We start from the raw sequence: 25,219 nt of genomic DNA, 5'->3' as shown, positions 1-25,219 counted from the left end.
ATTGAATTTAAATCTTATATACTTTAAGAGGTGATCTATAAAGATATTTTAAAGCTAGTTAAATTCTTTCTTGCTGCAAATTGTAAGATTTTTTTGAAATAGGAACTACTATTACTACAAAAATCTTATTCATTTTCGCTAAAAAAGCTCTTTAATTATCAATTAAAATATCTTTATAGATCACCTCTAATATTATAATTAAAGTTTTATTTATGGGCGATAAAATTTTTCATAACTTATCCGGTAAAACACTCGTTGCTACACCGCATGTAATTACAAAAGGCATTTACCATAAATCCTTAATTTATATGTTATCACACACGGAAGAAGGAGCAATAGGATTAATATTTAACCGCTTAGTAAATCATATAGATTTAAAATCGTTTTTTAAAATAAAAAATGACGAAATAACAACCCCGGTTATGGTTCCTATATATCTTGGCGGACCCGTAGAACATGAAAAAGGTTTTTTTCTTCATTCTAGCGATTATAATAAAAATTTGTTATTGGATTTCCAGAATGATTTAACAGTAAGCTCTAATTTAGAAATTTCAGAAGATATAGCTTTCGGTAAAGGACCTAAAAATAGCTTATTCATTGTCGGTTATACCGCATGGAAACCAGGGCAGCTTGAAGAAGAATTAGAGAAAAACCTATGGTTGGTTATGGATTGTAATAAAGAATTTATTTTTGCCGATAATCCTGAAAGTAAATGGCATAATGCATTAAAACACTTAGGCATTGATGAAATACATTTCTCATCACAAATAGGAAATGCTTAGAGATTATCTGTTAACCATTTTTCGGTAAGCCTAAGCAATAATGCTTTAAAAATTTTCCCTGGCTACTAATTAAATACACAAAATTAGAATGTTGTAATTCATATTCGTTTGTTTTTACATCAAATATTTTGGATGTATAGAAGACCTTAAATTGATCTGCTAATTGTTCAATATCTTGTACTCTTCCTGTTAAACCTATAAAATTACCATCTATTTTTTCTAAATATTTTTTTAATACCTCACTTGTATCATGCTCAGGATCTAGAGTAATAAAAACTACTTGTACTACAATATTCTCTTTCTTCAAAATCTTAATAATATCTTCTACTCTTTTTAGTGCTTGGTTGTCATATAAGGAATAGGTAGTACCAAAATAAATCAAACTTAAATGACCTTGCAAATGGGTACTATCAAATTTCTTTCCTTCTTGATCTATAAGAGTGAACTTAATTTTAGGCGAATCGTCCATATTACTAGTTTTTGCACCAATCTTAAGCTTAGACGGAGTTAATGAAGAATAAAATAAACATAAAAATATTATGCCCGTAATCATAGCTAGGGTTATAAAAATTTTTATAATATACATTTGGTTTTTATTATTTCTCATAACCTTAAGTAATTATTAATATTTATTTATAATAAAACTTATTCTTATCATATATGCAATAAAAATCATCTTTTACTGTATTAAATATCGTAATATCTAAATTGTGATATTTTTATCATATACATATTTTTAGTTAAAATAAATTAATTAATTTATTAACTAAATTGAAATTTTTTGAGTTAATCTTAAAGTTAAGATTATTAAATAAAAAAACAACTGATAAGGATAATTAATATGTTAGATTGGTCAAAGATGACTAAAACACACCAACAGCAAGAAATAGAAAAATCTGTTCTTGAAATATTAGAACCTGTTAAGCTGATAAATGAATATGAGCAGAAATATGCACCTATTATTAATCAAAGTAATAAAGCTATAGTCACCTTAGGACCAAACAAAGAAGATTTAAATATTCTAACTAAATTTTTTAAAGATAAACAATTAGAAGTTAAGAGTGATCAATTTGGAAATTTTGAATTTATTGGAACAAGCGAACAGGATGATAAAATAGACATCTTTAATATTCCTGCAAATAAAAATCAACCGAATTTAATGATTTATAACAGTAATTATTTAAATAACAACCATTCATTTGCCCAGTCAATTCTTAATACATTTTTTTTACAAAAGATTTTAGATACTAAACCAACCAAATTTATTTTAGTAATAAAAGATATTGCCATACAAAACGCTCAATCGCCTGATACTCAAAATAAGATAAAAGAGCTTACTAGTGTATTATGGGAATTTACTAATTTATTTGAATTCATGGACACAGGTAATAATATATCCGTAATTTTTACCGACACAATAAATGAGAAAACTCAGATTCAAATATCTAATATTTTTAATGAAGCTCTTAAAGAAAAAAGCTTTAGTGAAAAACAAAAATCTATTATTGCTAAATTAACATCCAATTCATACTTTTTCCCTAAGCCTAGTAATAAGCCAAAAATACGGAAAAATATTAAAGATAATATATGATAAAGATTATATCACACCTAATAAAAGTAATAAAATAACCATAAATGATTATAATTCACAAGAAATTTTAAGTGCAATACAGATGATTAATCTAGAAATAAAATCTAATATAGATACACTTAAAACAGAAATAGATCACATATGGGATAAAGAAAAAAATACAATATTTGATCCATCTAAAAATCAAAAATTAGTACAATTAATAAAAATCCTAAATGATTCTCAAACTAGGGACAATAAAGACAAGACTATAGCAAATTTTCTTAAGGTTAGTGATGAATTATATTCTATTTTACAAATTTCAAAACTGGAAAGTAGTTTAAATTCTCTTATAAATTATTTGAAATATTTTTCCAATATCAATAATTTTCAAGAGAATTTAAATTTAATTAATTCTTCAGAGTGGTTTGATAATTTATTTAGCGAGGTAGCAAGCTATAATATAAATGCAGAATTATTAGTAGCTTTCATAGCAATGATAGAGAGTACTAAAGATTCGTTTCTTAAAAAATTAAATGAAACTGTTCACAACTTTTATAATAACATAAAAACTAACAAAACTTTAGATACTGCAGAAGTTAATGATATATTTAAGCTAAGAGAATTTTTAACAAGAATTAAAACCGCTAATATAAAAAATTTAGAAGATATTAAAACTAACTTAAAATCAAATTTAATAAATTTATCTTTGAATTTATCTATAGATAAAAATATTACTAATTTACAAAACCTAATAAATCCCGTCAATGAAGAAGATGCTAAATCGCTATGGGAATATATTGCCGGTTCTATAACAGAAATTATTAAAGACGAAGATATAAATATAGTAATCTATAATAAGCTACTTACTTCTAAAATACTTCCACAACAAGAGATAGAGACTTATAACAAGTTAGAGACATTATTAAAAGATGCTTATGACAATATGTCTAAAAAACATAAGGAAGAACAATTTTTTAAGCGTCAATTAGCTGAAATTTATTGCCAAAAAGCCAAAATCTCCACAATAACGCCGAATCAATCAATAGAGTTATATAAAAAAGCTGCCGAACTTGGTTCTGTTAAAGCAAATATAGAACTCGGAACTATAGAACTCGGCAGGAAGAATTATTCTGAAGCTCTCAAATATTTACACTTAACTCCCGATGTAACCGGCATATTAAAAGCTTTTGAAAGCTTAATCAATACTCATAAATCAGAAATAATAAGCAAAATACAACATGGTGGTATCGAAGATATAACAAAATTATCTTTAGTATTAACTGAAGCATATTTAGAACAAGCAAAATATTTTAAGAGTAAAAGGGGCTAACAAAGTTAGCAGGAGACGCACAAGAATTAACAAGAATAGCGTTTTTCGATATTATAACGGCAACAATAACCATAGATGAATATAACAATAATATAATATTACATAACCTTTATAAATGTCTAAGTACTTTATACTCCTCTCTTGATACTCAACTTAAATTTAATAAGATAGCCGTAACATATAAAGATCTTGCACTAAAATTTAATAATACGTTAAAAGATGAGACCTCATATCTACTTAGTCTTAAGGATATACCTAATGATAATAATGAAGATTCTAGCAATATGTTAGGTGCTTGTTATAATTCCTCAGAGTATCCTCAATGAGAAAAATTTAATATCTCTTAATACAATTTTTATAGACAAGTAGAAATGTGGTGCTAGTATAAAAATAGCTATATTTAACGATGAATTAGATTATGACAAATAATCAATTTTCCGAAGATACCAAAAAAATCGCCGATCAAATAAAAGATGCATTAATGGGTATTAGTGACGATCTTGTACTTGAGAGTAAAGAGGTGGAGGAAATTTTTGAAGAATTAAGCCAAAATGAAGAGTTTGAGTATGAGATAGAGCGAATACTTGCTATCTTTAACGAACAAACTATGGATTTAACTCAACTGCAAAGCCGAATTATCTTATTAATCCGTAAGTATTTAGGTAAAACTAAAAACTTAAAGCTTAAAATGCTTAAAATGGATGAGAAGCTCATCAACAAGAATGTTGCCGAAGTCAGTAATTATTTAATGCATCAGCATTCTAAAATAGTTAGAGATGCTAATAAAAACCTTGCAAACCCAAAAGATAAATTGCAAGGTATAACACGGCAAGCTAGAATGGACTTAAAGCGTTTAATAAAGAGCTTTGCCGTTTATCAAGTTTATATGTTTATGAACCCAAAAAGAATAGCAGGCGAAACAAAGCTAATGAACTTCGCCTATAATATGATCAGAGGGGGAATGAAACTCGCTAAAAAATATGAAGGCGGCAAGGAAAAAGACATTAAATCATATTCACCTAGACTTATTAAAAAACTTGAAAAAGCTCATGCCGGCTTTAAAAAAAGTGGCGGTATATCAATTTAACTATTGTATCTTTTTATAAAGAGCTTATATTAAACTATAGTAAACGCAGTTGAATTATGTGCTATTTATAGGAAATGTTTTATTTTTTTAAGAATATAGCGAATGCCAGCGAATAGCTAACCCATTTACGGCATGAGATATGTTTTTAAAAAATTAAAAGATAATGTATAAATCGTATATAATTCAACTGTGTTTACTATAAAATTAATATTATGATAGGTATCAAGCTTTCAACTTAAATTATTCATGTAAACTTAATATTTCGGAACTAATAACTCGGGTACATCTTGGCTGCAGTACTCAAGAAAAACACCACGCTCAACCTGTAAAAATTAACATACAACTCCTTCTATCAACTCCTCCGCCTGCTACTGTAACGGATAATATAAACGATACTATTTGTTATGCAGAAATCGTACGGCTAGTACAAAAACTTTCTCAAGAAAATCACTTTAATCTTATCGAGTATTTAGCTGCACAAATATATGATATTATTTATCAAAATTTTATCGAATCTAAATTAGAAAAGATTTTTCTAAACGTAACCGTTACTAAATTAAAATCACCGGTTTCAGGAGTGCATGGCGGAGTTTCTTTTTCTTATTCAGGAAAGGAGGCGCTATGATTTATATTTCTATAGGCAGTAATTTAGGTAATAGACTTTTAAATATTAAAAAAGCTCTAAATTTACTAAAAAGCTGTGGTTTTAGATTGCTTAATATTGCTTAAGCAATCTATTATTTTTGAAACACAAGTTATTCTACCACCTAATGCAGATAAAGCTTGGGATAAATCATATTTAAATATGGTGGTGCAGGGCAAAAGTACTTTAACGCCTAGTAAACTTCTAATTGCTTAAAAAGATTGAAAAACAACTAGGTCGAGCAAGCTCTTACGATAAATGGTCTCCAAGAGTTATTGACTTAGATATCCTACTTTGGAGTAATTACCATATAGATTTGCCTGATTTAAAAATACCGCATCCTGAATTATTAAACAGACCGTTTCTTATTCATCTAATTGCAGGTTTAAGTTTGGAATGTCGTTATTCATGTTCGACTAATAATTTTTACAACAATAAAACCTTTGCAGAAATAGCACATTTAACTGAAAATCAAGGAGTTATACGCTCTCTTGTTTTAAATCCTCAATTTGTCGGTATTTTAAATATTACTCCTGATTCTTTTTCTGATGGAGGATTAAATTTTCATAAAGAAGATGCCGTTAGAAATTTTGTACGCTTGATAAATGAAGGGGCTACAATAATTGAACTTGGATCACAATCAACACGTCCTTCTGCTTTAATTATTAATGAAGATGAAGAATATGCAAGGCTTGAGAATGTTCTTGAAGAGCTTAGGGAAGTTATAAAGGAAAAAGAAATTATAGTCAGTATTGATAGCTTTACTCCTGAAGTAATTAAAAATGTTTTAAAAAAATACCCTATTTCCTGTATAAACTTGGTTAAAAATAATCTAGATAATTATACATTACGATTAATTGCCGATTATAATTGTAAAATTATTACTATGCACTCATTAACCGTTCCACCGCAAAAACAAAAAATGTCTTGATTTCGATAAATCTCCGCTTGCTAGCTTAAATATATGGGCAGAGCAAGAAATAACAAAATTAGAAAAATGTGAATTTGATAGAAAAAATATCATTCTTGATCCTGGAATTGGTTTTGGAAAATCCGTTTATCAAAATTTATATATATTACAACATATTAAAAAATTTAAAAATCTAGGATGTGAGATATTGGTAGGACACTCACGAAAATCTTATATTTCTGCTTTTTATAATTCCAAAGCATCGGAAAGAGATTTAGAAACAATAGCAATATCAAAATATTTAACAGAGCATGGAGCTGATTATTTACGAGTGCATAATGTTATAGAGCATCAAAGATTTTTTGTAGCAGACCATATGATTAAACATTCATCTCATGAAAAATAGAAAAATCATCGGTATAATGGCATGTGACCCACAAGGGGTGATAGGTAATAAAGGTCAGATGCCTTGGTCTTATACTAAGGAGTTTGAATATTTTTATCAGACGGTAAAAAATAATATTATAGTCATGGGACGAAAAACCTTTGACTCTATACCTGCAAAGATTTTAAAAAATTGTATTTGTATTGTTTTTTCAAGAAATACACCATTACAATCTTATAATAATATATTTTTTATTAAATCTTTAGATGATTTTTGGCGGGTAATAAAACCTTTTACTGATAAGAAAATTTTTATGGTTGGAGGGGCAGAAATAGCGACTCTTTTCCTAGAGCAAAATCTTATTGATGAATTTTTACTTACAAAAATAAATAAAAATTATGATGGAGATGCTTTTTTTCCTATTGATTTTCTAGCAGGATGGCATTCGGTAATAATAGACAAGACAAATAATTATCAAATTTACAAATTCATTAAATAAAGAGGTAAGATGAAATTTTTAGAACAGCTTAATATAGATCTTGAACAATATAACCTTTTAAATCATCCATTTTATCAATTATGGAATATGGGAAAACTTACTCATTCCACTTTACAAATTTACGCAAAAGAATATTATCATCACGTTACAGCTTTCCCACGTTATATAAGTGCAATACATTCCAAATGTAGTGATATACAAGCTAGGCAAATATTTACTTGGTAATCTTATAGAAGAAGAACAAGGTGAAGAAAATCACCCGGAACTATGGAAACGTTTTGCCGAAGGACTTGGATGTTTAAGAAACCAGCTCACTTCAGAACCTAAATTAGACTCAACTCAACAACTTGTTCAAGGTTATTTTAAATTAACAGAGGAATCTTTTTCTATAGGTCTTGGAGCACTTTATGCTTATGAGCGTCAGACTCCTGAAGTATCTGACTCTAAAATTCAAGGGTTACAAAAATTTTATGGAATTTCAGATTACAGAACTTTACAATTTTTCATTGTTCATAGTAAAGTTGATCAATGGCATACACAAGAATGTGCAAATTTGATTAATAATTTAAGCTCAAAAGAACAAAAATTAGTATATCAAGGAGCGATAAAAGGTGCAAAACTACTATGGCAATTTCTAGACGGTATACCTCGAGTAAATGAAGAGTTGGTATACGAAGGTCAATTTTAAAAAGAGCAAGGAGTTCACAAGGCGAGGAGCGGAGCGTATACTTAATACGTGAGCACCACAGCTCTTGTAGAACGACGTAGCCAATTTTTGAAATTCACCGAGTATACAACGTATCAATAATTTAACTATTATTCTCTTTCATAAAATGAAAAATATCTTCCTACATTCCTTAAGTCTTGAAAATTATCGTAATTTTAAAAACCTTGAACTAAAAACAGATAATACCCCAATAATTTTAATAGGTGAAAACGGTAGCGGTAAAACTAATATTTTAGAAGCTATATCACTATTTTATCCAGGCAGGGGCTTGCGATCAGCGAAACTTGCCGATATATGCAAAGCTTCAGAAGATTATTGCATCGTTAAAGCTCTATTGCAAAGTAAGCTAGGACTTGCAGAGTTTAGTACGCATATCAAACGCAGCTCAAATAGGCGAATAACCGAATATAACGAAAGTAAAATAGCTAATAATGAGCTAAGTAAATTCACTAGTATGGTATGGCTGACTCCGCAAATGGAAGGTATCTTTACAAGCGGTAGTAGTGATAGAAGAAAATTTCTTGATAGAATAGTTTATAATTTTGATCCAAAACATGCAGAGTTAGTTAGTAAATACGAATATTACATGCATGAGAGAAATAAAATTCTAGCAGAAGATATAAGAGATGATAATTGGCTTAAAATTATTGAAGAAAAGATGGCTGATATGTCTAGTCATATTGCTAATAATCGCTTAAAAACCTTAGAATTTATGCAGCAAGCAATAGATGAACTTGAAAATGAATTTCCAAAAGCCGATTTATCGATTGACGGCATTGTTGAACAAAAAATATTAGACGGCGAAGAAAATATTGTTAATTTTATTACTGCAGAACTTTATCAAACAAGAAGCAAAGATAAACTACTTGGTCGCACTAGTTTTGGAGTTCATAAAAGCGACTTTTTAGTAAAGCATCAAAAGAAAAATATCTTAGCCAAATTCTGTTCTACCGGTGAACAAAAAGCTATATTAATTGCAATAATCCTTGCTGAAATGAATTATGCTATAAAGCTAACTAAAATAGCACCGATTTTACTTTTAGACGAAGTCTTTGTGCATCTAGACGACAAAAGACGTCAATATTTAATCGAATTTTTTACCGGTTTAAACATGCAGCTATGGGTTACCGCTACCGATCTAGAGGGAATAGAAAATTTTGCAAATAAAGCACAATTGATAAGGTTGTAGTTTAATTTATACGAATGTCATTCTCGCGTGGCATTGTTGCGTAGATATCCGAGTCGTCATTGCGAGGAGGCATAGCCGACGCGGCAATCTAGAAAAATAATAAAAAAATTCTGTAAATCAGAATTTTTTACTAGATTGCTTCGTCAATTACTTCGTAATTTCCTCGCAATGACAGGAAATTGTATATAAAATATATTGCTTAATCTTTTGAAACTGCTTAAAATTAATTTTTAATTTATGTAAATACTATGACAAAACAAGCTAATAAAATATCCTACGATGAAGTACCTTACTCTCCATTTACTTTCAGTTATACCTCCCCACCGTATTTAAGAACTATCGGTAAGCTATTTGGACTAAACCCTCCGCCTCTTGAAACTGCTAAAGTACTTGATATCGGTTGTGGAGTTGGTGTTAATCTGCTTAACTTTGCTGAAACATATCCTAAATCACAATCTCTAGGTGTTGACTTATCCAAAACACAAATAGAATTAGGTAAAAAAATTATCAACGATTTGAAAATAAAAAATGCCGAGCTAAAGGCATTATCTATATTAGATCTCGATGAGTCATATGGTAAGTTTGATTACATAGTTTGTCATGGAGTATATTCATGGGTGCCTAAAGAAGTACAAGATAAAATACTCGAAGTCTGTAATAAGCTGCTAAATCCGAACGGCATAGCCTTTGTAAGCTATAATACGCTGCCGGGGTGGAATATGCAGAGAACAATACGTGAAATGATGATGTTCCACTCAGAAATATTTAATACTAGTCACGATAAATTACAGCAAGCTAGATTACTTTTAAAGTTTATTAATGACTCATTAGAAAGTTCTATAACTCCTTATTCCAACTTCTTACGAGATGAAACAAAATTATTATCCGCATATACGGACTCGTATGTATTACATGAATATTTAGGCGAAATTAATACAGCTACATATTTTCACCAATTCATAGAAAAAGCTCAAAAAAATCATCTAAATTACTTAGGTGATACGTCGCTTACTGCAATGTTTATCGGTAATTTACCGGCTAAAGCAGCAGAACAACTACAAGCTGTTAACGATATTGTTCGTACAGAGCAATATATGGATTTTATCACTAATAGAAAATTCCGTTCGACATTATTATGTCATCAAAACATACCTATAAACAGAAAAATTGAATTTAATAATTTAAAAGAGTTTTTTACTAGCCTTAATATTAGACCGGTAACTCTAGAAAAAGATGTTGATTTAACTAACGAACAGGAAAATGTTAGCTTCTATTACGAAAATTTACCTGATCCTTTTATTTCAACCACTTCACCGATTATGAAAGCTATTTTATATGTATATGCTGAAAATATTAGCAATCCGATAAGCTTAGAACAAGTAGCAAAAGAAGCTTTTAAAAAGCTTGGTAAATATCAATTACAAGATTTTCTAGCTGCACTAGAACAACATTTTATCACATTCATTTTTCAAGGTTATCTCAAAATATTTGAGACTAAGCCGCATGCTATAGCAACTATCACCGAAAAACCTAAAACTAGCGAATTTGCAAGATACCAAGCAAAACAAGCACATTTTAATAATGTAACTAGCGTGTTTAGCGTCACTAATAGACTTAATGATATGGTAGGTATACCGATACATGAAAAATATATTTTAGAAATGTTAGACGGTACGCATAATATTGATGATATTAAGAAAGTAGTTCTTGAAAAAATTAATTCAAAACTTTTAACTGCTCGTGATGATAAAGGACAAGAAGTAACAGATCCAAAATTACTAAAAGAATTTGTTGACTATGTAGTTGCTGTATCTCTTGAGAAATTCCGGATGAACTATCTGTTAGTAGGGTAAGTTAGTATGACCTTGTCGTCATTGCGAGCGACTAAAAGGAGCATGGCAATCTAGCAGAAATATACTTCGAGTAATGAAGAGTAGCTATACGAAGTTAGTTCAACTTAGAAAAGAGTAATCGGTCCGTAAACCAGGCGTTGTTGTATGGCTTGTTTATGTCATTCCTGCGAAAGCAGGAATCCAAAAAAAAAGCATAAATATAGCAAATTTTTGAAATTAAAAGCTCGATTTATCTCGCTTTATGATGGATTCCTGCTTTCGCAGGAATGACACCGAGCATGTTTTTCGAGCCATGCAACAAGACTGCAGCCATGGCTGCGTGGCAATCTCATGAAATAATAACAAACTCCTGAGATTGCTTCGTCAATTTACTATTGTAAATTTCCTCGCAATGACAAAAAATATACTCCTGTGAAATAAAGAGTTGTTATACGAAGTTCAACTTGAAAAAGAGCAAGGAGTCTATAAGCCGAGGAGCGGAGCGTATACTTAATACGTGAGCATCCGAGGACTTACAAAGACGACGTAGCCAATTTTTCAAGTTCAACGAGTATCTACGCTACTAATTTTTCACGTAATACTTCAACTAACTTATTAATTGCTTCGGTTGGGTGGATGTTTTCAAGGATAGCAAGCTCGCCTGCGAGTCTATTTAAAGCTGATTCGTAGAGCGTTCTTTCACTGTAAGAACGATCATTATCAACATTTTTATGTAAGTCCCGTAATACTTCGGCTATGGCTACAATATTACCTGAGTTAATTTTGCCTTCATATTCTTGGGCTCTTCTACTCCACATTCTATTTCCTTGTTTTGGTTTACCTTGAAGAGTTGAATATATGACATCTAAATCTTTTCTGCTTGCAACCGCTCTAAGACCAACAACCGCAGCTCTACTAATAGGCACTTTTAATGTCATTTTATCTTGCGAAAAGGAAATTACATATACTTTAATTTCAGTACCTGCAATAGTATGATATTCAATATTTGTTATTTCACCAACTCCATGTGCAGGATAGACAATTCTCTGCCCTATTTTAAACTCGGATTTTTGTTCGGTTTTATTTTCGGATTGTGTTATATTTGCCATTATTAATTCCTCCGTAGTGGTTTTAGTGCCTAAGAACTTAATGTTAGACTATTATTTTCTATAGCATAGCACATTTTGCTTCTATTATAAAGTAGATATTTTTATTGAAATAAAATTGATACGCTTTTATTGTAGAGAAAGTTAATAGTTAAGGGAAAGTTATGCGAAGTATTTTTATCGTGCCGATATTTTTATTATTTTTGAGTAGTTGTTCAGAAGAAAAAACACAAAATAAGAACCAAGAAGAGAAACAAATAATAGGGCAGGAAACTCTGCAAAACAACAACACTTCTCAAGAAATAAATCAAGAAGCAGTAAATTCTGAAAATGCAGCTGAGTCGATAGTACCTGCTAACGATAATAATCAGATTGATGAAGTATCAACGCCGGCTTCACAAGAACAAAAAAATCCTGAAATAAAACCTGTTAAAGTTACTTTTAAAGTTGATGATAATGATATGGTGCTCGGTAACAAAAAATCAAATGTTATAGTAGTCGAGTATTTTTCTCCTACCTGTCCGCATTGTGCTTATTATCATCAAACAATTTTTCCGGAACTTAAGAAAAAATATATCGATACTAATAAAATTGCATATGTGGTTCGTGAATTTATTGCTACAAAACAAGATTTAGACGCTGCAATTTTAGCCCGCTGCAAGGGTGATATAAATAGTTTTGTACAGTTTCATAATATCATATTACAACAACAAGATAAATGGGCATATAGCAATAAATACAGAGAATTATTAACTGATATAGGTCAGCTTGGCGGTGTTCCTCCGGAAGAATATAAGCAATGTTTAAATAGTGATAAAATTACTGAAACGCTAATTGCTAATACTAACTTTGTAGCAAAAACACCAAAATTTATAGGCACTCCTTCTTTCTTTGTTAACGGAGTACAAACCGGAAATTATAGTATAGATAATATTTCCACAGCTGTTGATAAAGCTTTAGAGGAGCAGAAAGAAAAGCAAAAAATGAGATGAGTTTGTAATTTTGACAATAGATCGTCATTGCGAGCGACTGAAAGGAGCGTGGATCAGTTTTCCCGTCATTGCAAGGAAATTACGAAGTAATTGACGAAGCAATCCAGTAAAAAATTCTTATTTACAGAATTTTTTTAATTATCTCCTGGATTGCCGCGTCGCCTATGACTCCTCGCAATGACGGGGTGGTATCCACGCAACAATGTATTCTCGCAATGACGGAGATAAACTAATGAATACGGAAAAACTAAAAGATATCAAAGCAAGAATTAAAGACTTAAAAACTCCTAAGTTTTCTAATCCTAAAATTCGGCAAGAAATTAGCCCGTTCACTATCGCTGTAGATTTAGTTTCAGGTACAATGGTAGGTGTCGTAATTGGAATATTTACGCATAAGTTTTTTAATTCTAAACCTTTATTTCTTATTATATTTACAATAATAGGAATGATTGCCGGCTTTAACATTATAAGGCAAAAAGTGAATAACAAAAAGTAAGGAAATGACTCATAGCCCTTTAGCACAATTTGATATCAAAAAATTGATAGACATCAAAATGTTCGGTTTTGACGTCAGCTTTACTAATTCGAGTATCTATATGTTACTTGCTAGCATCTTAGCCTTAACTTATTTTTACTTAGCTTTTTATAACCGGAAATTAGTACCTTCTAGATTACAAGTAAGTGCTGAAATAGTTTATAATCTTGTAGCTGATATGTTAAATCAGAATATAGGAGTAAAAGGACGCAAATTTATTCCGTTAGTTTTTAGTTTGTTTATTTTTATTTTATTCTGTAATTTACTTGGTATGACACCTTATAGCTTTACTGCTACTAGTCATATTATCGTTACTTTTACCTTGGCAATTCTAGTATTTTTAACGGTCACTATAGTCGGTTTCATAAAACACGGCTTACGTTTTTTAACTCTTTTTTTACCGCACGGTACTCCTTTATGGTTAGCACCGTTGATGATAGTAATTGAACTGTTTACATATTTAGCAAGACCGGTTAGTTTATCATTGCGACTCGCTGCTAATATGATGGCGGGACATGTTTTATTAAAAGTAATAGCCGGTTTTACCGTTTCATTAATGATTTACTTGAAATTTCTGCCAATCCCTGTTATGGTGATACTAATTGGGTTTGAAATTTTTGTTGCAATACTTCAAGCTTATATTTTTACTATTTTATCTTGTATGTATCTTAATGATGCTATTAATTTACACTAGGCTTGTCACACAACTTGCTTCTAAAGGTAATTTGTACGTCAATCCGATGCTCGAATCCTCACGTACTTTTTTGTACGCTGCGGTTCTGTGCTTCGTATTTCCTTCAAATTCCTCTTTATTAGCTTCGTTGTGCAAAAAGCCTATTATACAGATAATTAGATAAAATTTTTTGATTAATTAAAAGTTAGTTTTTTATGGATATGGTTTCTTTAAAATTTATTGGTATAGGACTTATGGCTATCGGCATGTACGGTGCGGCTCTAGGCGTTAGTAATATATTTAGCTCTCTACTTAGTTCAATAGCACGAAACCCTTCAGCTGCAGAAAACTTACAAAGAATGGCTCTGATCGGTGCAGGTCTTGCTGAAGCAATGGGACTTTTTTCCTTTGTAATTGCTATGTTACTTATTTTTTCTTAAAATTCATTTTTAAATAAGATGCCTCAATTTGATATTGCTACCTATTATTCACAAATTTTTTGGCTTATCGTTACTTTCGGCTTATTGTATATCTTTGTTTATAAATTTATCACTCCAAAATCCGAAGAAATTTTTAATAATAGACAGACAAATATTCAAGATAATATTACGCAAGCCGATACGCTAACCCAAGAAGTAGAAAAGCTAAATAAATATTATAGCGAGGAAATAGAAAAAACAAATACCGAAATAGATAGGCTAAAAAAAGAAAAAATAGGCTCTTTAGAATCAGAATTTTTAATTAAAAAAAAGAATCTAGAGCAAGATTTAAAAAACTCTATAAATCAAAATATTGAAGATATAAATTTAGCTGCTAAGCAATTTAGAACTAATAAAAGCGAAGCAATCATAAAGCTCGCAGTTAATATTATTGAAAAAATAGCCGGAACTAAAGCAGATATAGATAGCTTAAAAAGCCTACGTCATTGCGAGGAAAAATTGAAAATTTTGACGAAGCAATCCAGTAAAAAATTCTGATTTACAGGATTTTTTATTATTTTCTGGATTGCCGCACTCCTTGCAGTCGTTCGCAATGACGATATTGATAATTAGGCAATAACGTAAAAAAAATAAAATAATGAATTTCCTAGATGAAAGCTTCTGGCTTGCCGTTAGTTTTGTAATTTTTGTATATTTAATTTATAGACCGGCAAAAAAGGCTATTTTAAATTCTTTAGATGCTAAGATTTTAGAAGTCCAAGAAAAAGTTCTAAAAGCTGAAAAGTTAAAAGAAGATGCTGCTTTGCTCTTTGAACAAACCAACGCACAAATACAAAAATTAGAAACTTTACGCTCTCAAATGATAGAAGAAAGCAATGAAGTTACCAAGAAAATCATTCAAGAAAAAACTAAAGAAATTGAAGAATTTTTAGAGCATAAAAAATCTGATGCTATAAAGTTAATTCAAAACCAAAAATCAACTGCAAGTAAAGAGCTACAAGATGAATTTTGTGATGAAGTGATAAAACTTGTCTCCGAATATTTCCAATCAGCTAAGCTTTCAGAAAGTAATATTGCTAAAAATTTAATGGATAAATCTGATTTTCCTCAGGATTAGGATAAAGCTACATAGCCACAGCCAGCAACTTATTTAAGATTGCCTCGTCATTAATACATGCCCGTAATATCGAGCCGTCAATAAAATATTCAGGATGCTCGGTGGCTATTTTGTTTATTAATGCAGGATAGCTTACAGCAAATTCTTTTACACAAGCGAAGTTTTTGCTAGGGCTGTTAATCGCTCCTAAGCAGATTGCTTCAAAACATAACATTTTTGCTATTTCTATATTTTTAACATTTGCTAAAGCTCCTAGTTGTTTTGCTAAATATCTATCGCCTAAATAGCCTTTCACCTCACAATTTCCTAAGATTGAGAACTTACTATTCCATTTATCTTTAGCAGCATTAATATATATTTTATTTAAGACTCTTTTTTGTATTTTTTGTTTAATTTCTAAAGTAACTTCCTCAAAATCGCCTCTTTGTAATATAAACTCCCTAGTTTCATTATTTCTTATAAATTCTAGAGCATTTTTCTCAAGGTAACTTTTTAATTCCTTAGTATGAGGATGAGTTCTCCTAAAGTTTGCATAAACATTAAATAAGCTTGTTTATAAAGTTCTATGGCTTTGTTTGTATCACCTAATTTCTCATAATAAGCTAAACTGACATTAACAATAGAACTAGCAATATTAGAATGATTTCGTTGGCACACTACTCGAAATATTTTTAGAGCTTTTTCTAGATATTTTAGACCTTTAGAAGGGATGCCTAAGTTTTTATAAGATCTACCAACGTTATTGAGAGAAATAGCAATATTATGATGATTGCTTTGACACACTGCTTCAAACATCTTTAAGGCTGCTTTTCGATATTTTAGACCTTTAGAAATATCGCCTAAGTTTTGATATGCCAAGCCAATATTATTAAGAGAGTTAGCAATAGAAGGGTGATTACCCTTATATAATTCTTGATTCATCTTTAAAGCTTCTTTTAAATATTTTAGACCTTTAGAAATGTCGCCTAAGTCTAGATAAGTCAATCCAATATTATTAAGAAAGGTAGTAATGAAAGGATAATTACCTTGATATAAATCTTGCGATATCTTTAAGGCTACTTTTTGATACTCTAGACCTTTAGAAATGTTGCCTAAGCTTCGATAAGCCTTACCAATGTTATTAAGAGAATTAGCAATAGAAAATGGATTGCTATAAGGTAATTCTTGAAACATTTTTAATGCTTCTTTAAAATATTTTAATGCTTTGAAGATATCGCCTAAGTTGATATAAATTTCGCCGATATTATTAAGAGAGCTAGCAATAGAAGAGTGATTGCCTTTATATAATTCTTGATTCATCTTTAGAGCTTCTTTAAAATATTTTAGACCTTTAGAGATATCACCTAAATTTCAATAAACCAATCCGACATTATTAAGAGAGGCAGCAATATCAGGATGGTTGCCTTGGTATAAACCTTGCGACATCTTTAAAGCTTCTTTAAAATACTTTAGCTCTTCTCTAGTATATCCTAATTTTTCATATGCTGCCCCGACATCATTAAGAGAATGAGCAATATTAGGATGATTATATTTATATAGTTTTTGTAGTATTTTTAAAATTTCTTTGTGATATTTTAATGATTTCTCAAATTTATATAATATATAGTCATTATAATAAGCTAACTTTCTATATAAGTTTGCTTTTCTGAGCTTATCAATTTCAATATTATTGTTTAATATTTTTACTATATGAGGATAAAATAATTTAGAAATTTCCCAGTCTTTGTTTGGAACACCTGTTAAATAAGGAAATAAGTTATCTAATACTTCTATTAGGGCTGTTCGAACTTTTTGTTCATATATTACAAATTCTGTATGTCTTTTTACATATCTCTTTACTGTGACTTGTACCAATCTATGTAATTGTAAGCCGGTTTGTCCATTTTGACGTATTAGATTCATTAATGATAATTCTTCTAACCTTTTTATAGGTTCTTGCAGTTTTTCTTCATTTACTAAAAATAATTCTTTGAAAATATCTATACTGATAAAGTCTGGGTCTAAATGTGCAGAACATTGCAATATCTGCCAAGCTGCCGGCGATTTTTCTAATGATTGCAATAATAAAACCGTTCCTGGATGATCATCTTCACTATCTTGCAAATAGTTAATATAATCGTTTACTTTAAGTAATTTATTTTCCTTTAAACATGCCACTGCTTCAGATAAGCTATACGGTAATATAAAACCATCTTCACTGCTAAGTTCTGCTAATAAATTACTAATATCTTGTTCATTCAACCTATCACCTAAAGATTCGACTAAATATGAAATTGCTTCGTTTTTGCTAAAAGGCAGTAATTTAATATTTTCTATATTATCACTTAAATTATTATATCTAGTAGTAATTATAACTTGCGTCTTATCTCTAGGCATATTAATTATACCGTTAATATAAGGCTCAATGTCTTTATATGCTTCTACGTTATCAAAAATAAATAATGTAGACGGCTTTAAATTAGCAATCCTCTCATGGACTAATCTTATTATATCTTCTTCCTTTTCGCCTATTGTATAAATAGCAAACTCTTTAGCGAGTTGCCTATATGCTTCAAAGATTTTATCTGCAGAATCTGCATAAATAAAACGTACTATTTTCTTTGCTTCATCTCTTTGTTTACGACCATATTCTATAGATATTGTACTCTTACCTGTTCCAGCGAAAGCACTGATTGATATGAATTGTTTTTCACTTAAAACTTTTTCTATTTTTTGTAATATTTTTTCACGAGTAATAAGATTATGGTCCGATAAAAGCGGTAAATTGCTAATTATATTTTTATCATTATAATGTTTGCCGTATTGAGGTTTTATTTCATATAGTTCTTTTATTACTTTTAACTGTTGTTTTATTAAATTCGGTATTTCTTTTTTATCTATACTCAATTTGCTCAACTGTGCTAGATACCAATCACTACTGCCCTTATTATTTGTATTTGCTATATCTACAGACAAATTTACTTCTTCTATGCGGTAATGACCTTTGTAAGAAAGTTCAAATTTGCCCTCAGAGGTTATGATCTCTTTTGATGGGTATCCTTGTGCTGCATTATTTTCTAAATGCTTATAAACCTCTAAAAATTGTCCGGTTGCAATATTACCGCTTATAAGCTGATCGATTACCTCTAAGAAGCTTCCAAATGTCGCTGCAGTAGCATTTTTATATATTAGGTTGCTTGCTAAAGGTATAAAATCAAGTGCCTTATTTATTAGTGTGTTATCTTTAGGATTATATTCTATGCGAGGCCAATCTAATATCTGTTCATATTTTACCGGCTTACCGGTTTTGGGATCAAAACTATCTAGTATTGGGTCAAGTAAATAACCGGATAATGATAATACGCCATGTAACAAGGGAGTATAGTTTTTAATTAGCGGTGTTTTATTTAATATATTTATTATCTTACTTGTATATTTTGCAGTAATTTCAGGAAATAATCTATATGCCTTATTAATATGAGAATTACAGACATTTACAAAATTCGGTGCAGATAAATAAGTAGTTATATTTAGGATTCTCGTATTAAAATCAGTTTTATAACTATGAACATTTGACTTAAAGCTTTTTATAGTTAATGCCGAACCCGGACTATCGAATGTGATTGCCTTTGCTTTTTGATAATGAAAATCTCTATGAGCAAAATATAAACTAAGCTCTGCAAGCCATGCACCTAAAGAATAACCGGTAAAAGATAAATTATAATTGTTCTCTTCAGCATATTTTGTATTTTCATTTATATATGCTACTGCATAATATCTGCCTATTTTAGGCTTGTTAAATATTTTAAATAGTTTCCAGTCTTTTAATTGTTCATTTCGGATTTGTACAAGCTCACTAGAAGCATTAGGCATCTTGCCCCAGCTTACATTACCGATAAAATTATTATTTTGGATTTTAGCGGCTATTTCCTCTAACTGCGGAAGCGTTAAATGTAGATTGCTAAAATCTAGATGAATAAATGAAGGGACGTTCTGTTCTAGACACGCTATAATTGTTTGATAATCACTTGTATTAACCGGATTTTTTGAAGAAAACACATCTGCTTTCATAAATATACTTAGCTCTAATTGAACTGAACTTTGCGTTTTCAACCAAACTTTTTGAAGTATTATAAATTAAAAGTTATTACTTTCAATTATTATTTTTATTCTGAATTTAAAATTAGATTATTTGAGATAATGAGTTTATAGGAAAATATAGAATGGTGACCCCTACGGGACTCGAACCCGTGTTCCCACCGTGAAAGGGTGGTGTCCTAACCGCTAGACGAAGGGGCCTTCACTTTGAAAGTAGGCAAATAGATATATTAGTCATACCGTGGCTACGACCAGCTCAGTTTTTTTGTTGTCATTCCGTGATTTATTCACAGAATCCAGTTAAAAATACTAATATTAGTATTTTTAGTTTTTTTCTGGATACCGTGGACAAGCCACGGTATGACAGTGATGGAATTAATCTACGGCATGACAGTAAGTTAGAAGTTTTATACAACAACTTTGCAAATATTGCAAGTATAAAAATTATAAGTTTACCTTAAGCTTAACACTACCTTGATGGCTTCTATAATGTTTATTAAGATAATAATTATAATCCAAAGAAATAGTAGTATTCTTGATACTACCTATAATACCCGTTCCTAAATTATAGGATGTTTTCGGTTGCTTCGGTATTAGATAATCCTGTTTGAATGTATTATCAAATATTTTAACAACTCTATTTATTCTTTGGGTTTTCTCTTTAAAATTATGTTCTACCGCTCCTTGGAATGTTAGACCTAAATTATTAAATTTTAGAACATCTTTTAAAGGTACTTTGACTTTAGTACCGACAATTCCGGACAATATATTATTCTCTTTCATTGTAAGAGCTATTTCTTGTATGTTAATACCGGTTTCATTATATATCCCGTCTCGTGACTTCCCGTATCTTAAGCCGATATTTGGGGTAATAACAAGCTTGTTCTGCAAAAGATAATTATAATTCAGTAATGCTTCCGCATTATAACTATGATTACGATGTTTTACATTACTTCTAATTTTAGTATCACCATATGAATAAGTTGTCTTATCTTTAATAAAGTTTTTAGAAGCAGATACTAAAGCTTGTAGTGCAAAATTCCTCGGTAATTCTTTTTGTCCGTAAATAGAAACCACATGACTATCAATAAGTTCTTTGTCATTATTTTTACTATTTTTAAATTTAAATACTGAATGAACATTACTATAAGCTATACCTAGAATATTATTGTCGATTTCAACGTCAAACCCAATAGTAGCACCTTTGTTAGTACCTCTATAACCGGTCATATTTTCTACGCGTCCATGATTATTAGTGCCGTACATACCACGCATCCACAAACCTCTTTTTATACGAGACTCTTCTTCATCACCAGCTCCTACCGCTACCATATTATTAGACATATTCATAGATGCATCTAATCTGTTACGAATCATATTATTTACAATAGTATTAACAACTTTAGCTTGATTTAAAGTAGGAGCATTTTCTGAAATTTGCGTTTGCATTTCTTTTTTTGCTTTCTGTTCAAGAGGAATAGCCATATCAACTTCCGTTATTTTAAGGTTACCCCCATCGGAATCGGATAATTGCTCTATTATTTCTTCTTCCTCTTCAAATCCTGAATCATAACTTTCTTCATCTTCGCTACCATCGTCTAATGCTAAACATTCCTTTTCTCTACTGTCACTTAATGCTAATGCACACTCATTACTTGATACAGGTAGTGCAAGTAACCCTTTATCTCCTGCTTTTTGAATACCAGATTCTGTTACTTCTGTGTCTTCTTGTTCTTCATCTCCTGATGGCAAAGAATCTTTTGAACTTAACATTTCCTGTAATATTGATCCATCTGAAATAGCTTCAGGATCTTTCTGGGCTTTAGATTCAAAATCACTAATAGCTGATTCAGGAATTAAAGAATCTTTTGAACTTAACATTTCCTGTAATATTGATCCATCTGAAATAGCTTCAGGATCTTTCTGGGCTTTAGATTCAAAATCACTAATAGCTGATTCAGGAATTAAAGAATCTTTTGAACTTAACATTTCCTGTAATATTGATCCATCTGAAATAGCTTCAGGATCTTTCTGGACTTTAGATTCAAAATCACTAATAGCTGATTCAGGAATTAAAGAATCTTTTGAACTTAACATTTCCTGTAATATTGATCCATCTGAAATAGCTTCAGGATCTTTCTGGGCTTTAGATTCAAAATCACTAATAGCTGATTCAGGAATTTCTGAACCCAATTTCTTAAGTGCTTCATTTATTTCTTCAAAAGAAACATCATTTAATTTTGATGAATCTGCTATACATGCATTTATAGTATCGTGCATAGTTACTTCTTCTTCTCTCAGCACTTCAATCTGCTGAACGATTTGAGCAGCTCCTGAGCTTGTACTTGGCAATTGTTCTAGTTCTTGCCTTTTAACTATTACTGCCATTTGATATGCCTGTAGAAGAGCTAATTTAGTTTCACTTGAATTTTTATCACTACTATTGGCTATCTTTGAGCTTGAATGATCCGGAGTTGGACAGCTATCCTCAGCTCCATATCTATGACCTACTCCTATATTATCTCCTGTATTATCCCATGATAAATCTTCATTACTACCAAATATGTTTAAGCTACTAGCTGAAGATGAACGCCTTAGTGGTTTATCCTTTAAACTATTTGGAGTAACTTTGTCCTCTAATATTTTTTTCTCTTCTTCTAACTTTTGTATTTCTTGTTCTCCTTTAAAGATTTGATTCCCCAAATCTGTAAGGAATGGATCATAGTTATCTTCACGCCATAATTCCGAAAAAAGTTCTAGATTTTTATTAATTTTAGGCTGAGCTTTTATTGGCTCTAAGTACCCATCTTCATCCTCCGGCAAAGTTCTCTGAAGCTCATGACTTAATGGCATGGTTGACTTTGCTGTTAGCGACTGCTTAGAAATAGTAGCAGTAGAAGAAGTTGTTGACGGAGTAAGAACTAGTCCCTCTAGTTTTTTTATACTTTCTTCAATCTTATCATTTGTTACCATTGCAACATGATTGCCCATTTGCTCTTGCAGTTTTTTTAGCTTTGTTCTACTTGCTTCCTTTTTTGCATCATTCAATATTTTTTGAGCTTCATCTGCCGCCGCTTTTATAGCTTTTTCTTGCTTCTTTATTTTCGATAATTGTTTTTGTGCTTCTCGTCTTTGCTTTTTATCCTCTATAGCTCCTACTTTTAATTCTAATTCTTGCAACCTGTTCGATGTTGTATTAGCATTTGATATTTGCTGCATTTTTTTTGCAATATCTTCCCTGATTTCTACTATATCTTTTGCTTTTTCTTTTTGATGATTTTTTTCTTTTCTTTTCTTTTCTCTTTCAGTTCTTTGCTTATCCTCCGCTTGTTGCTGTTTTTTTGTTTTTTCTACAACAATATGTCGTTGATTTTGCTCTAATTGAACTCCCTCTCTTTCACTTACTAGATCTTTGTATTCTGCACTATTTCTTCTTACTTCATTTGCTTCCGCTCTCCTTTTATCGACTACAGCTTGTCTAGCAGCATTGACTTTCTGCTGTTGAGTAAGCACCTCTAGTTGTTGCTGCTGATTTAAGAATGACCCAGCCGGCGGCATCTCCGTAACCGGAGCTTTTCCTTGGGGTTTTGTTAAAACTATCCCACCTACTGAAACATCTATTTCTCTAGATAAACTATTTGCTTCCTCGTTTTTATTTGTTAACTTTTGTTGAAGTTCATCTATTTTTTTATTATTTTCTTTTACTTTTGCACTATCTTTATCCAATTCACGCTTATTTTTTACTCCTCCTGTCTTTTTGTTACAACTGGCCAGACTCCTATTTTCTTCATCTAATGCTTTTATTTTTATTCCTATCTCTGCAGCTTCTAACTTTAGTGCTTTTATTTTTTTCTGTGATGAAACTATCTGTTTTTGTAGCTGTTGTAACGGTTTTTTATTTTTTTTGCCTTGGGTATTTTTAATTGTCGATTCTACTTCAGCTAACTTGATTCCTAACGTCTCATTAACTCTTAATATATTACTTACCATCTTCGCTGCAACTTCAGCACTGCTCAACAATAGAGGTTTTGGAGGAACCGGAGGTTTAGCCTGTGTGTTAGGTTGTACTGTCTGTTGTGGCTCGCTACTAAACGATAATCTTCGTACTGCCTTTGAGTTTGTGTTTGGTGGTGTCTTAGCTCCTAAATTATCATTTGGTTTAGAATCTAGAGTAGGCTGATACGGAGTAGCCGGTGTTGATGACGGAGTACCAGGTGCCGTAGTATAATGTTCCGGTGATATCAGAGTAGTATTTGGTGTATTAGGTGCAGTGACAAAGCCATTTGAAGCTGGGCTAACAGTAGGCGAAGACGCTGTTATTATAATTTCTGGTTTTTGAGGCGTTTGCTCTGTTGGTTCAGGATTATAATTATTTTGATTCTGCTCTACTTTTTCAGCACCTACAAATGCTTTGCGTCTAGTAATTGGTCGTGCTTTTCTTGCCTTCCCGACATCAGACTTACTATGTGCTACCACTTTATAATGATCCTCTATAGGAATATCTTTTAATGGATTAAATGCTTTAGATTGCTTAGATATTTCCATTTCTCTTATTTCAGATGAAGTATATGTGTTTCTTTCCGGTTCCGGTACAATCACTGTTCCTATCTGCTGCGGTGTATTTGTCGTATCTTTATTTAGCGATAATTTCTTACTGAGTTCGGTGCGAAATGCTTCTTTATTCATCGCCATTCCTTCAACAGGCATTGCCATTACCGCCCCTACTGAAATAGAGGTAAGCAGAGAATATTTTAAAAATCTTGATTTTTTTAGTAAATTTTGTTCTGTTAACTTATTCATTATAAATATCTCAACTTAAATTAAAATTTTATATACATAAACGTCGAGCATTATAATAAATAAGTTAATAAAAGCAATATATAAGTTAATTTATCTTAACTTATAATTACGAGAGAATTTTATTCTAATTATTGAAAATATAATAAATATAACATATAATGTATAATGCATTTTTTAACTTTTGATTGAAAATGCTACAATGTTTTAAAATAACTTTGGAAGCAGAGTATAATAATTTAAATATTTGGTATTTTGTTAGTTTTATTTACGGTATTATTGTTTATTTTTCGCTTGATTTTGAGCTTTCATTTACAACAATTTTTTTCATTTTTTGTGCTTGCCTAATATTAACCTTTACTAGAAATTCTAATATATTTTTACAGTTTACTTACTGGATGATTATTGCTTTTATTTTTGGCGTATTTATCTCTAAATATTGTGTGACAAATTTACACGGCGAAACACTTCATAAACCAATAATAACAAAAATTAGCGGCAATATAGAATCGATAAAACCAACTA

At 30.7% G+C, this 25,219-nt stretch carries 24 protein-coding genes, 1 tRNA gene and 2 pseudogenes; 19 read left to right on the top strand and 8 right to left on the bottom strand.

Annotated elements, in window-relative coordinates:
* The first annotated feature begins 212 nt into the window (after positions 1-212).
* Entirely contained in the window at positions 213-782 is a 570-nt protein-coding gene (locus BN1174_RS04150; RefSeq protein ID WP_040256741.1) for a YqgE/AlgH family protein, read from the top strand.
* Positions 783-792: 10 nt separating this feature from the next.
* Here the strand turns inward: BN1174_RS04150 and BN1174_RS04145 are convergent, their stop codons facing one another.
* Positions 793-1,389 (bottom strand): SCO family protein, encoded by a 597-nt coding sequence (locus BN1174_RS04145; RefSeq protein WP_040256740.1) that lies wholly within the window; start codon positions 1,387-1,389, stop codon positions 793-795.
* A 234-nt stretch (positions 1,390-1,623) separates the two neighbouring features.
* Between BN1174_RS04145 and BN1174_RS07880 the strand changes: the two genes are divergently transcribed.
* From BN1174_RS07880 to BN1174_RS04090, 12 genes are all read left to right on the top strand, one after another.
* On the top strand, positions 1,624-2,373 hold the full coding sequence (locus BN1174_RS07880; protein ID WP_052454734.1) for a hypothetical protein: 750 nt from the start codon (positions 1,624-1,626) through the stop codon (positions 2,371-2,373).
* Positions 2,374-2,455: 82 nt separating this feature from the next.
* On the top strand, positions 2,456-3,685 hold the full coding sequence (locus BN1174_RS11700) for a hypothetical protein (RefSeq protein WP_231555788.1): 1,230 nt from the start codon (positions 2,456-2,458) through the stop codon (positions 3,683-3,685).
* Positions 3,686-4,103: 418 nt separating this feature from the next.
* Positions 4,104-4,772, top strand: coding sequence for a DUF5394 family protein (locus tag BN1174_RS04125; protein WP_040256737.1), 669 nt, complete (start codon positions 4,104-4,106; stop codon positions 4,770-4,772).
* Positions 4,773-5,031: 259 nt separating this feature from the next.
* Positions 5,032-5,397 (top strand): dihydroneopterin aldolase, encoded by a 366-nt coding sequence (locus BN1174_RS08820; RefSeq protein ID WP_082022363.1) that lies wholly within the window; start codon positions 5,032-5,034, stop codon positions 5,395-5,397.
* Positions 5,398-5,472: 75 nt separating this feature from the next.
* Positions 5,473-5,631, top strand: a complete 159-nt coding sequence (locus BN1174_RS10805) for a hypothetical protein (protein ID WP_231555787.1) — start codon at positions 5,473-5,475, stop codon at positions 5,629-5,631.
* Positions 5,624-6,346: a dihydropteroate synthase gene (locus BN1174_RS11695; protein ID WP_269378905.1), complete on the top strand. Its 723-nt coding sequence runs from the start codon at positions 5,624-5,626 to the stop codon at positions 6,344-6,346. Before BN1174_RS10805 ends, BN1174_RS11695 begins: the two co-directional genes overlap by 8 nt.
* A gap of 31 nt (positions 6,347-6,377) precedes the next feature.
* Positions 6,378-6,731, top strand: a complete 354-nt coding sequence (locus BN1174_RS12280; RefSeq protein WP_331370593.1) for a dihydropteroate synthase — start codon at positions 6,378-6,380, stop codon at positions 6,729-6,731.
* Complete coding sequence (locus BN1174_RS04105; RefSeq protein ID WP_040256736.1) at positions 6,721-7,209, top strand: dihydrofolate reductase; 489 nt, start codon at positions 6,721-6,723, stop codon at positions 7,207-7,209. The genes BN1174_RS12280 and BN1174_RS04105 overlap by 11 nt, the downstream gene beginning before the upstream one ends.
* A 9-nt stretch (positions 7,210-7,218) precedes the next feature.
* Positions 7,219-7,434, top strand: coding sequence for a thiaminase II/PqqC family protein (locus BN1174_RS12685; protein WP_045812788.1), 216 nt, complete (start codon positions 7,219-7,221; stop codon positions 7,432-7,434).
* Positions 7,400-7,897 (top strand): CADD family putative folate metabolism protein, encoded by a 498-nt coding sequence (locus BN1174_RS07865; protein ID WP_231555786.1) that lies wholly within the window; start codon positions 7,400-7,402, stop codon positions 7,895-7,897. The genes BN1174_RS12685 and BN1174_RS07865 overlap by 35 nt, the downstream gene beginning before the upstream one ends.
* A gap of 145 nt (positions 7,898-8,042) precedes the next feature.
* Positions 8,043-9,125, top strand: a complete 1,083-nt coding sequence (recF, locus tag BN1174_RS04095) for a DNA replication/repair protein RecF (RefSeq protein ID WP_040256734.1) — start codon at positions 8,043-8,045, stop codon at positions 9,123-9,125.
* 248 nt (positions 9,126-9,373) lie between these two features.
* Positions 9,374-10,978 (top strand): class I SAM-dependent methyltransferase, encoded by a 1,605-nt coding sequence (locus tag BN1174_RS04090; protein ID WP_040256732.1) that lies wholly within the window; start codon positions 9,374-9,376, stop codon positions 10,976-10,978.
* 554 nt (positions 10,979-11,532) lie between these two features.
* Here BN1174_RS04090 and BN1174_RS04085 read toward each other — a convergent pair.
* Positions 11,533-12,066 (bottom strand): CarD family transcriptional regulator, encoded by a 534-nt coding sequence (locus tag BN1174_RS04085; RefSeq protein ID WP_040256730.1) that lies wholly within the window; start codon positions 12,064-12,066, stop codon positions 11,533-11,535.
* 161 nt (positions 12,067-12,227) lie between these two features.
* Here BN1174_RS04085 and BN1174_RS04080 point away from each other — a divergent pair.
* From BN1174_RS04080 to BN1174_RS04070, 3 genes and pseudogenes are all read left to right on the top strand, one after another.
* A pseudogene (locus tag BN1174_RS04080) lies at positions 12,228-13,063 on the top strand (DsbA family protein).
* Positions 13,064-13,287: 224 nt separating this feature from the next.
* Positions 13,288-13,551: an AtpZ/AtpI family protein gene (locus tag BN1174_RS04075; protein WP_040258001.1), complete on the top strand. Its 264-nt coding sequence runs from the start codon at positions 13,288-13,290 to the stop codon at positions 13,549-13,551.
* Between the two features lie 4 nt (positions 13,552-13,555).
* Positions 13,556-14,284, top strand: coding sequence for a F0F1 ATP synthase subunit A (locus tag BN1174_RS04070; RefSeq protein WP_040256725.1), 729 nt, complete (start codon positions 13,556-13,558; stop codon positions 14,282-14,284).
* Here the strand turns inward: BN1174_RS04070 and BN1174_RS08800 are convergent.
* Positions 14,285-14,431: pseudogene (locus tag BN1174_RS08800) on the bottom strand (palindromic element RPE1 domain-containing protein); the annotation flags it as partial.
* Between the two features lie 47 nt (positions 14,432-14,478).
* Between BN1174_RS08800 and BN1174_RS04065 the strand changes: the two are divergent.
* From BN1174_RS04065 to BN1174_RS04055, 3 genes are all read left to right on the top strand, one after another.
* Positions 14,479-14,703, top strand: coding sequence for a F0F1 ATP synthase subunit C (locus BN1174_RS04065; RefSeq protein WP_010420727.1), 225 nt, complete (start codon positions 14,479-14,481; stop codon positions 14,701-14,703).
* A gap of 18 nt (positions 14,704-14,721) precedes the next feature.
* Positions 14,722-15,240, top strand: a complete 519-nt coding sequence (locus BN1174_RS04060) for a F0F1 ATP synthase subunit B family protein (RefSeq protein ID WP_040256721.1) — start codon at positions 14,722-14,724, stop codon at positions 15,238-15,240.
* A 100-nt stretch (positions 15,241-15,340) separates the two neighbouring features.
* Complete coding sequence (locus BN1174_RS04055; protein WP_040256719.1) at positions 15,341-15,820, top strand: F0F1 ATP synthase subunit B; 480 nt, start codon at positions 15,341-15,343, stop codon at positions 15,818-15,820.
* Between the two features lie 7 nt (positions 15,821-15,827).
* On the opposite strand, the gene BN1174_RS04050 is transcribed toward BN1174_RS04055, so the two are convergent.
* From BN1174_RS04050 to BN1174_RS04015, 5 genes are all read right to left on the bottom strand, one after another.
* Positions 15,828-16,115 (bottom strand): hypothetical protein, encoded by a 288-nt coding sequence (locus tag BN1174_RS04050; protein ID WP_231555785.1) that lies wholly within the window; start codon positions 16,113-16,115, stop codon positions 15,828-15,830.
* Positions 16,116-16,312: 197 nt separating this feature from the next.
* Positions 16,313-17,119 carry a tetratricopeptide repeat protein gene (locus tag BN1174_RS04045; protein WP_040256717.1) on the bottom strand — a complete coding sequence of 269 codons (807 nt, stop codon included), beginning with the start codon at positions 17,117-17,119 and terminating at the stop codon, positions 16,313-16,315.
* Between the two features lie 51 nt (positions 17,120-17,170).
* Positions 17,171-19,912 (bottom strand): tetratricopeptide repeat protein, encoded by a 2,742-nt coding sequence (locus BN1174_RS13080; RefSeq protein ID WP_408005870.1) that lies wholly within the window; start codon positions 19,910-19,912, stop codon positions 17,171-17,173.
* Between the two features lie 111 nt (positions 19,913-20,023).
* A tRNA-Glu gene (locus tag BN1174_RS04025) sits at positions 20,024-20,098 on the bottom strand.
* Positions 20,099-20,341: 243 nt separating this feature from the next.
* On the bottom strand, positions 20,342-24,697 hold the full coding sequence (locus tag BN1174_RS04015) for an autotransporter outer membrane beta-barrel domain-containing protein (protein ID WP_040256713.1): 4,356 nt from the start codon (positions 24,695-24,697) through the stop codon (positions 20,342-20,344).
* Between the last annotated feature and the right edge of the window lie 522 nt (positions 24,698-25,219).

Origin of the sequence: Rickettsia hoogstraalii, from assembly GCF_000825685.1 — a bacterium.
Classification (GTDB): domain Bacteria; phylum Pseudomonadota; class Alphaproteobacteria; order Rickettsiales; family Rickettsiaceae; genus Rickettsia; species Rickettsia hoogstraalii.
Note: the sequence above shows the minus strand (reverse complement) of the source record. Positions and strands in the feature narration are given on the sequence as shown.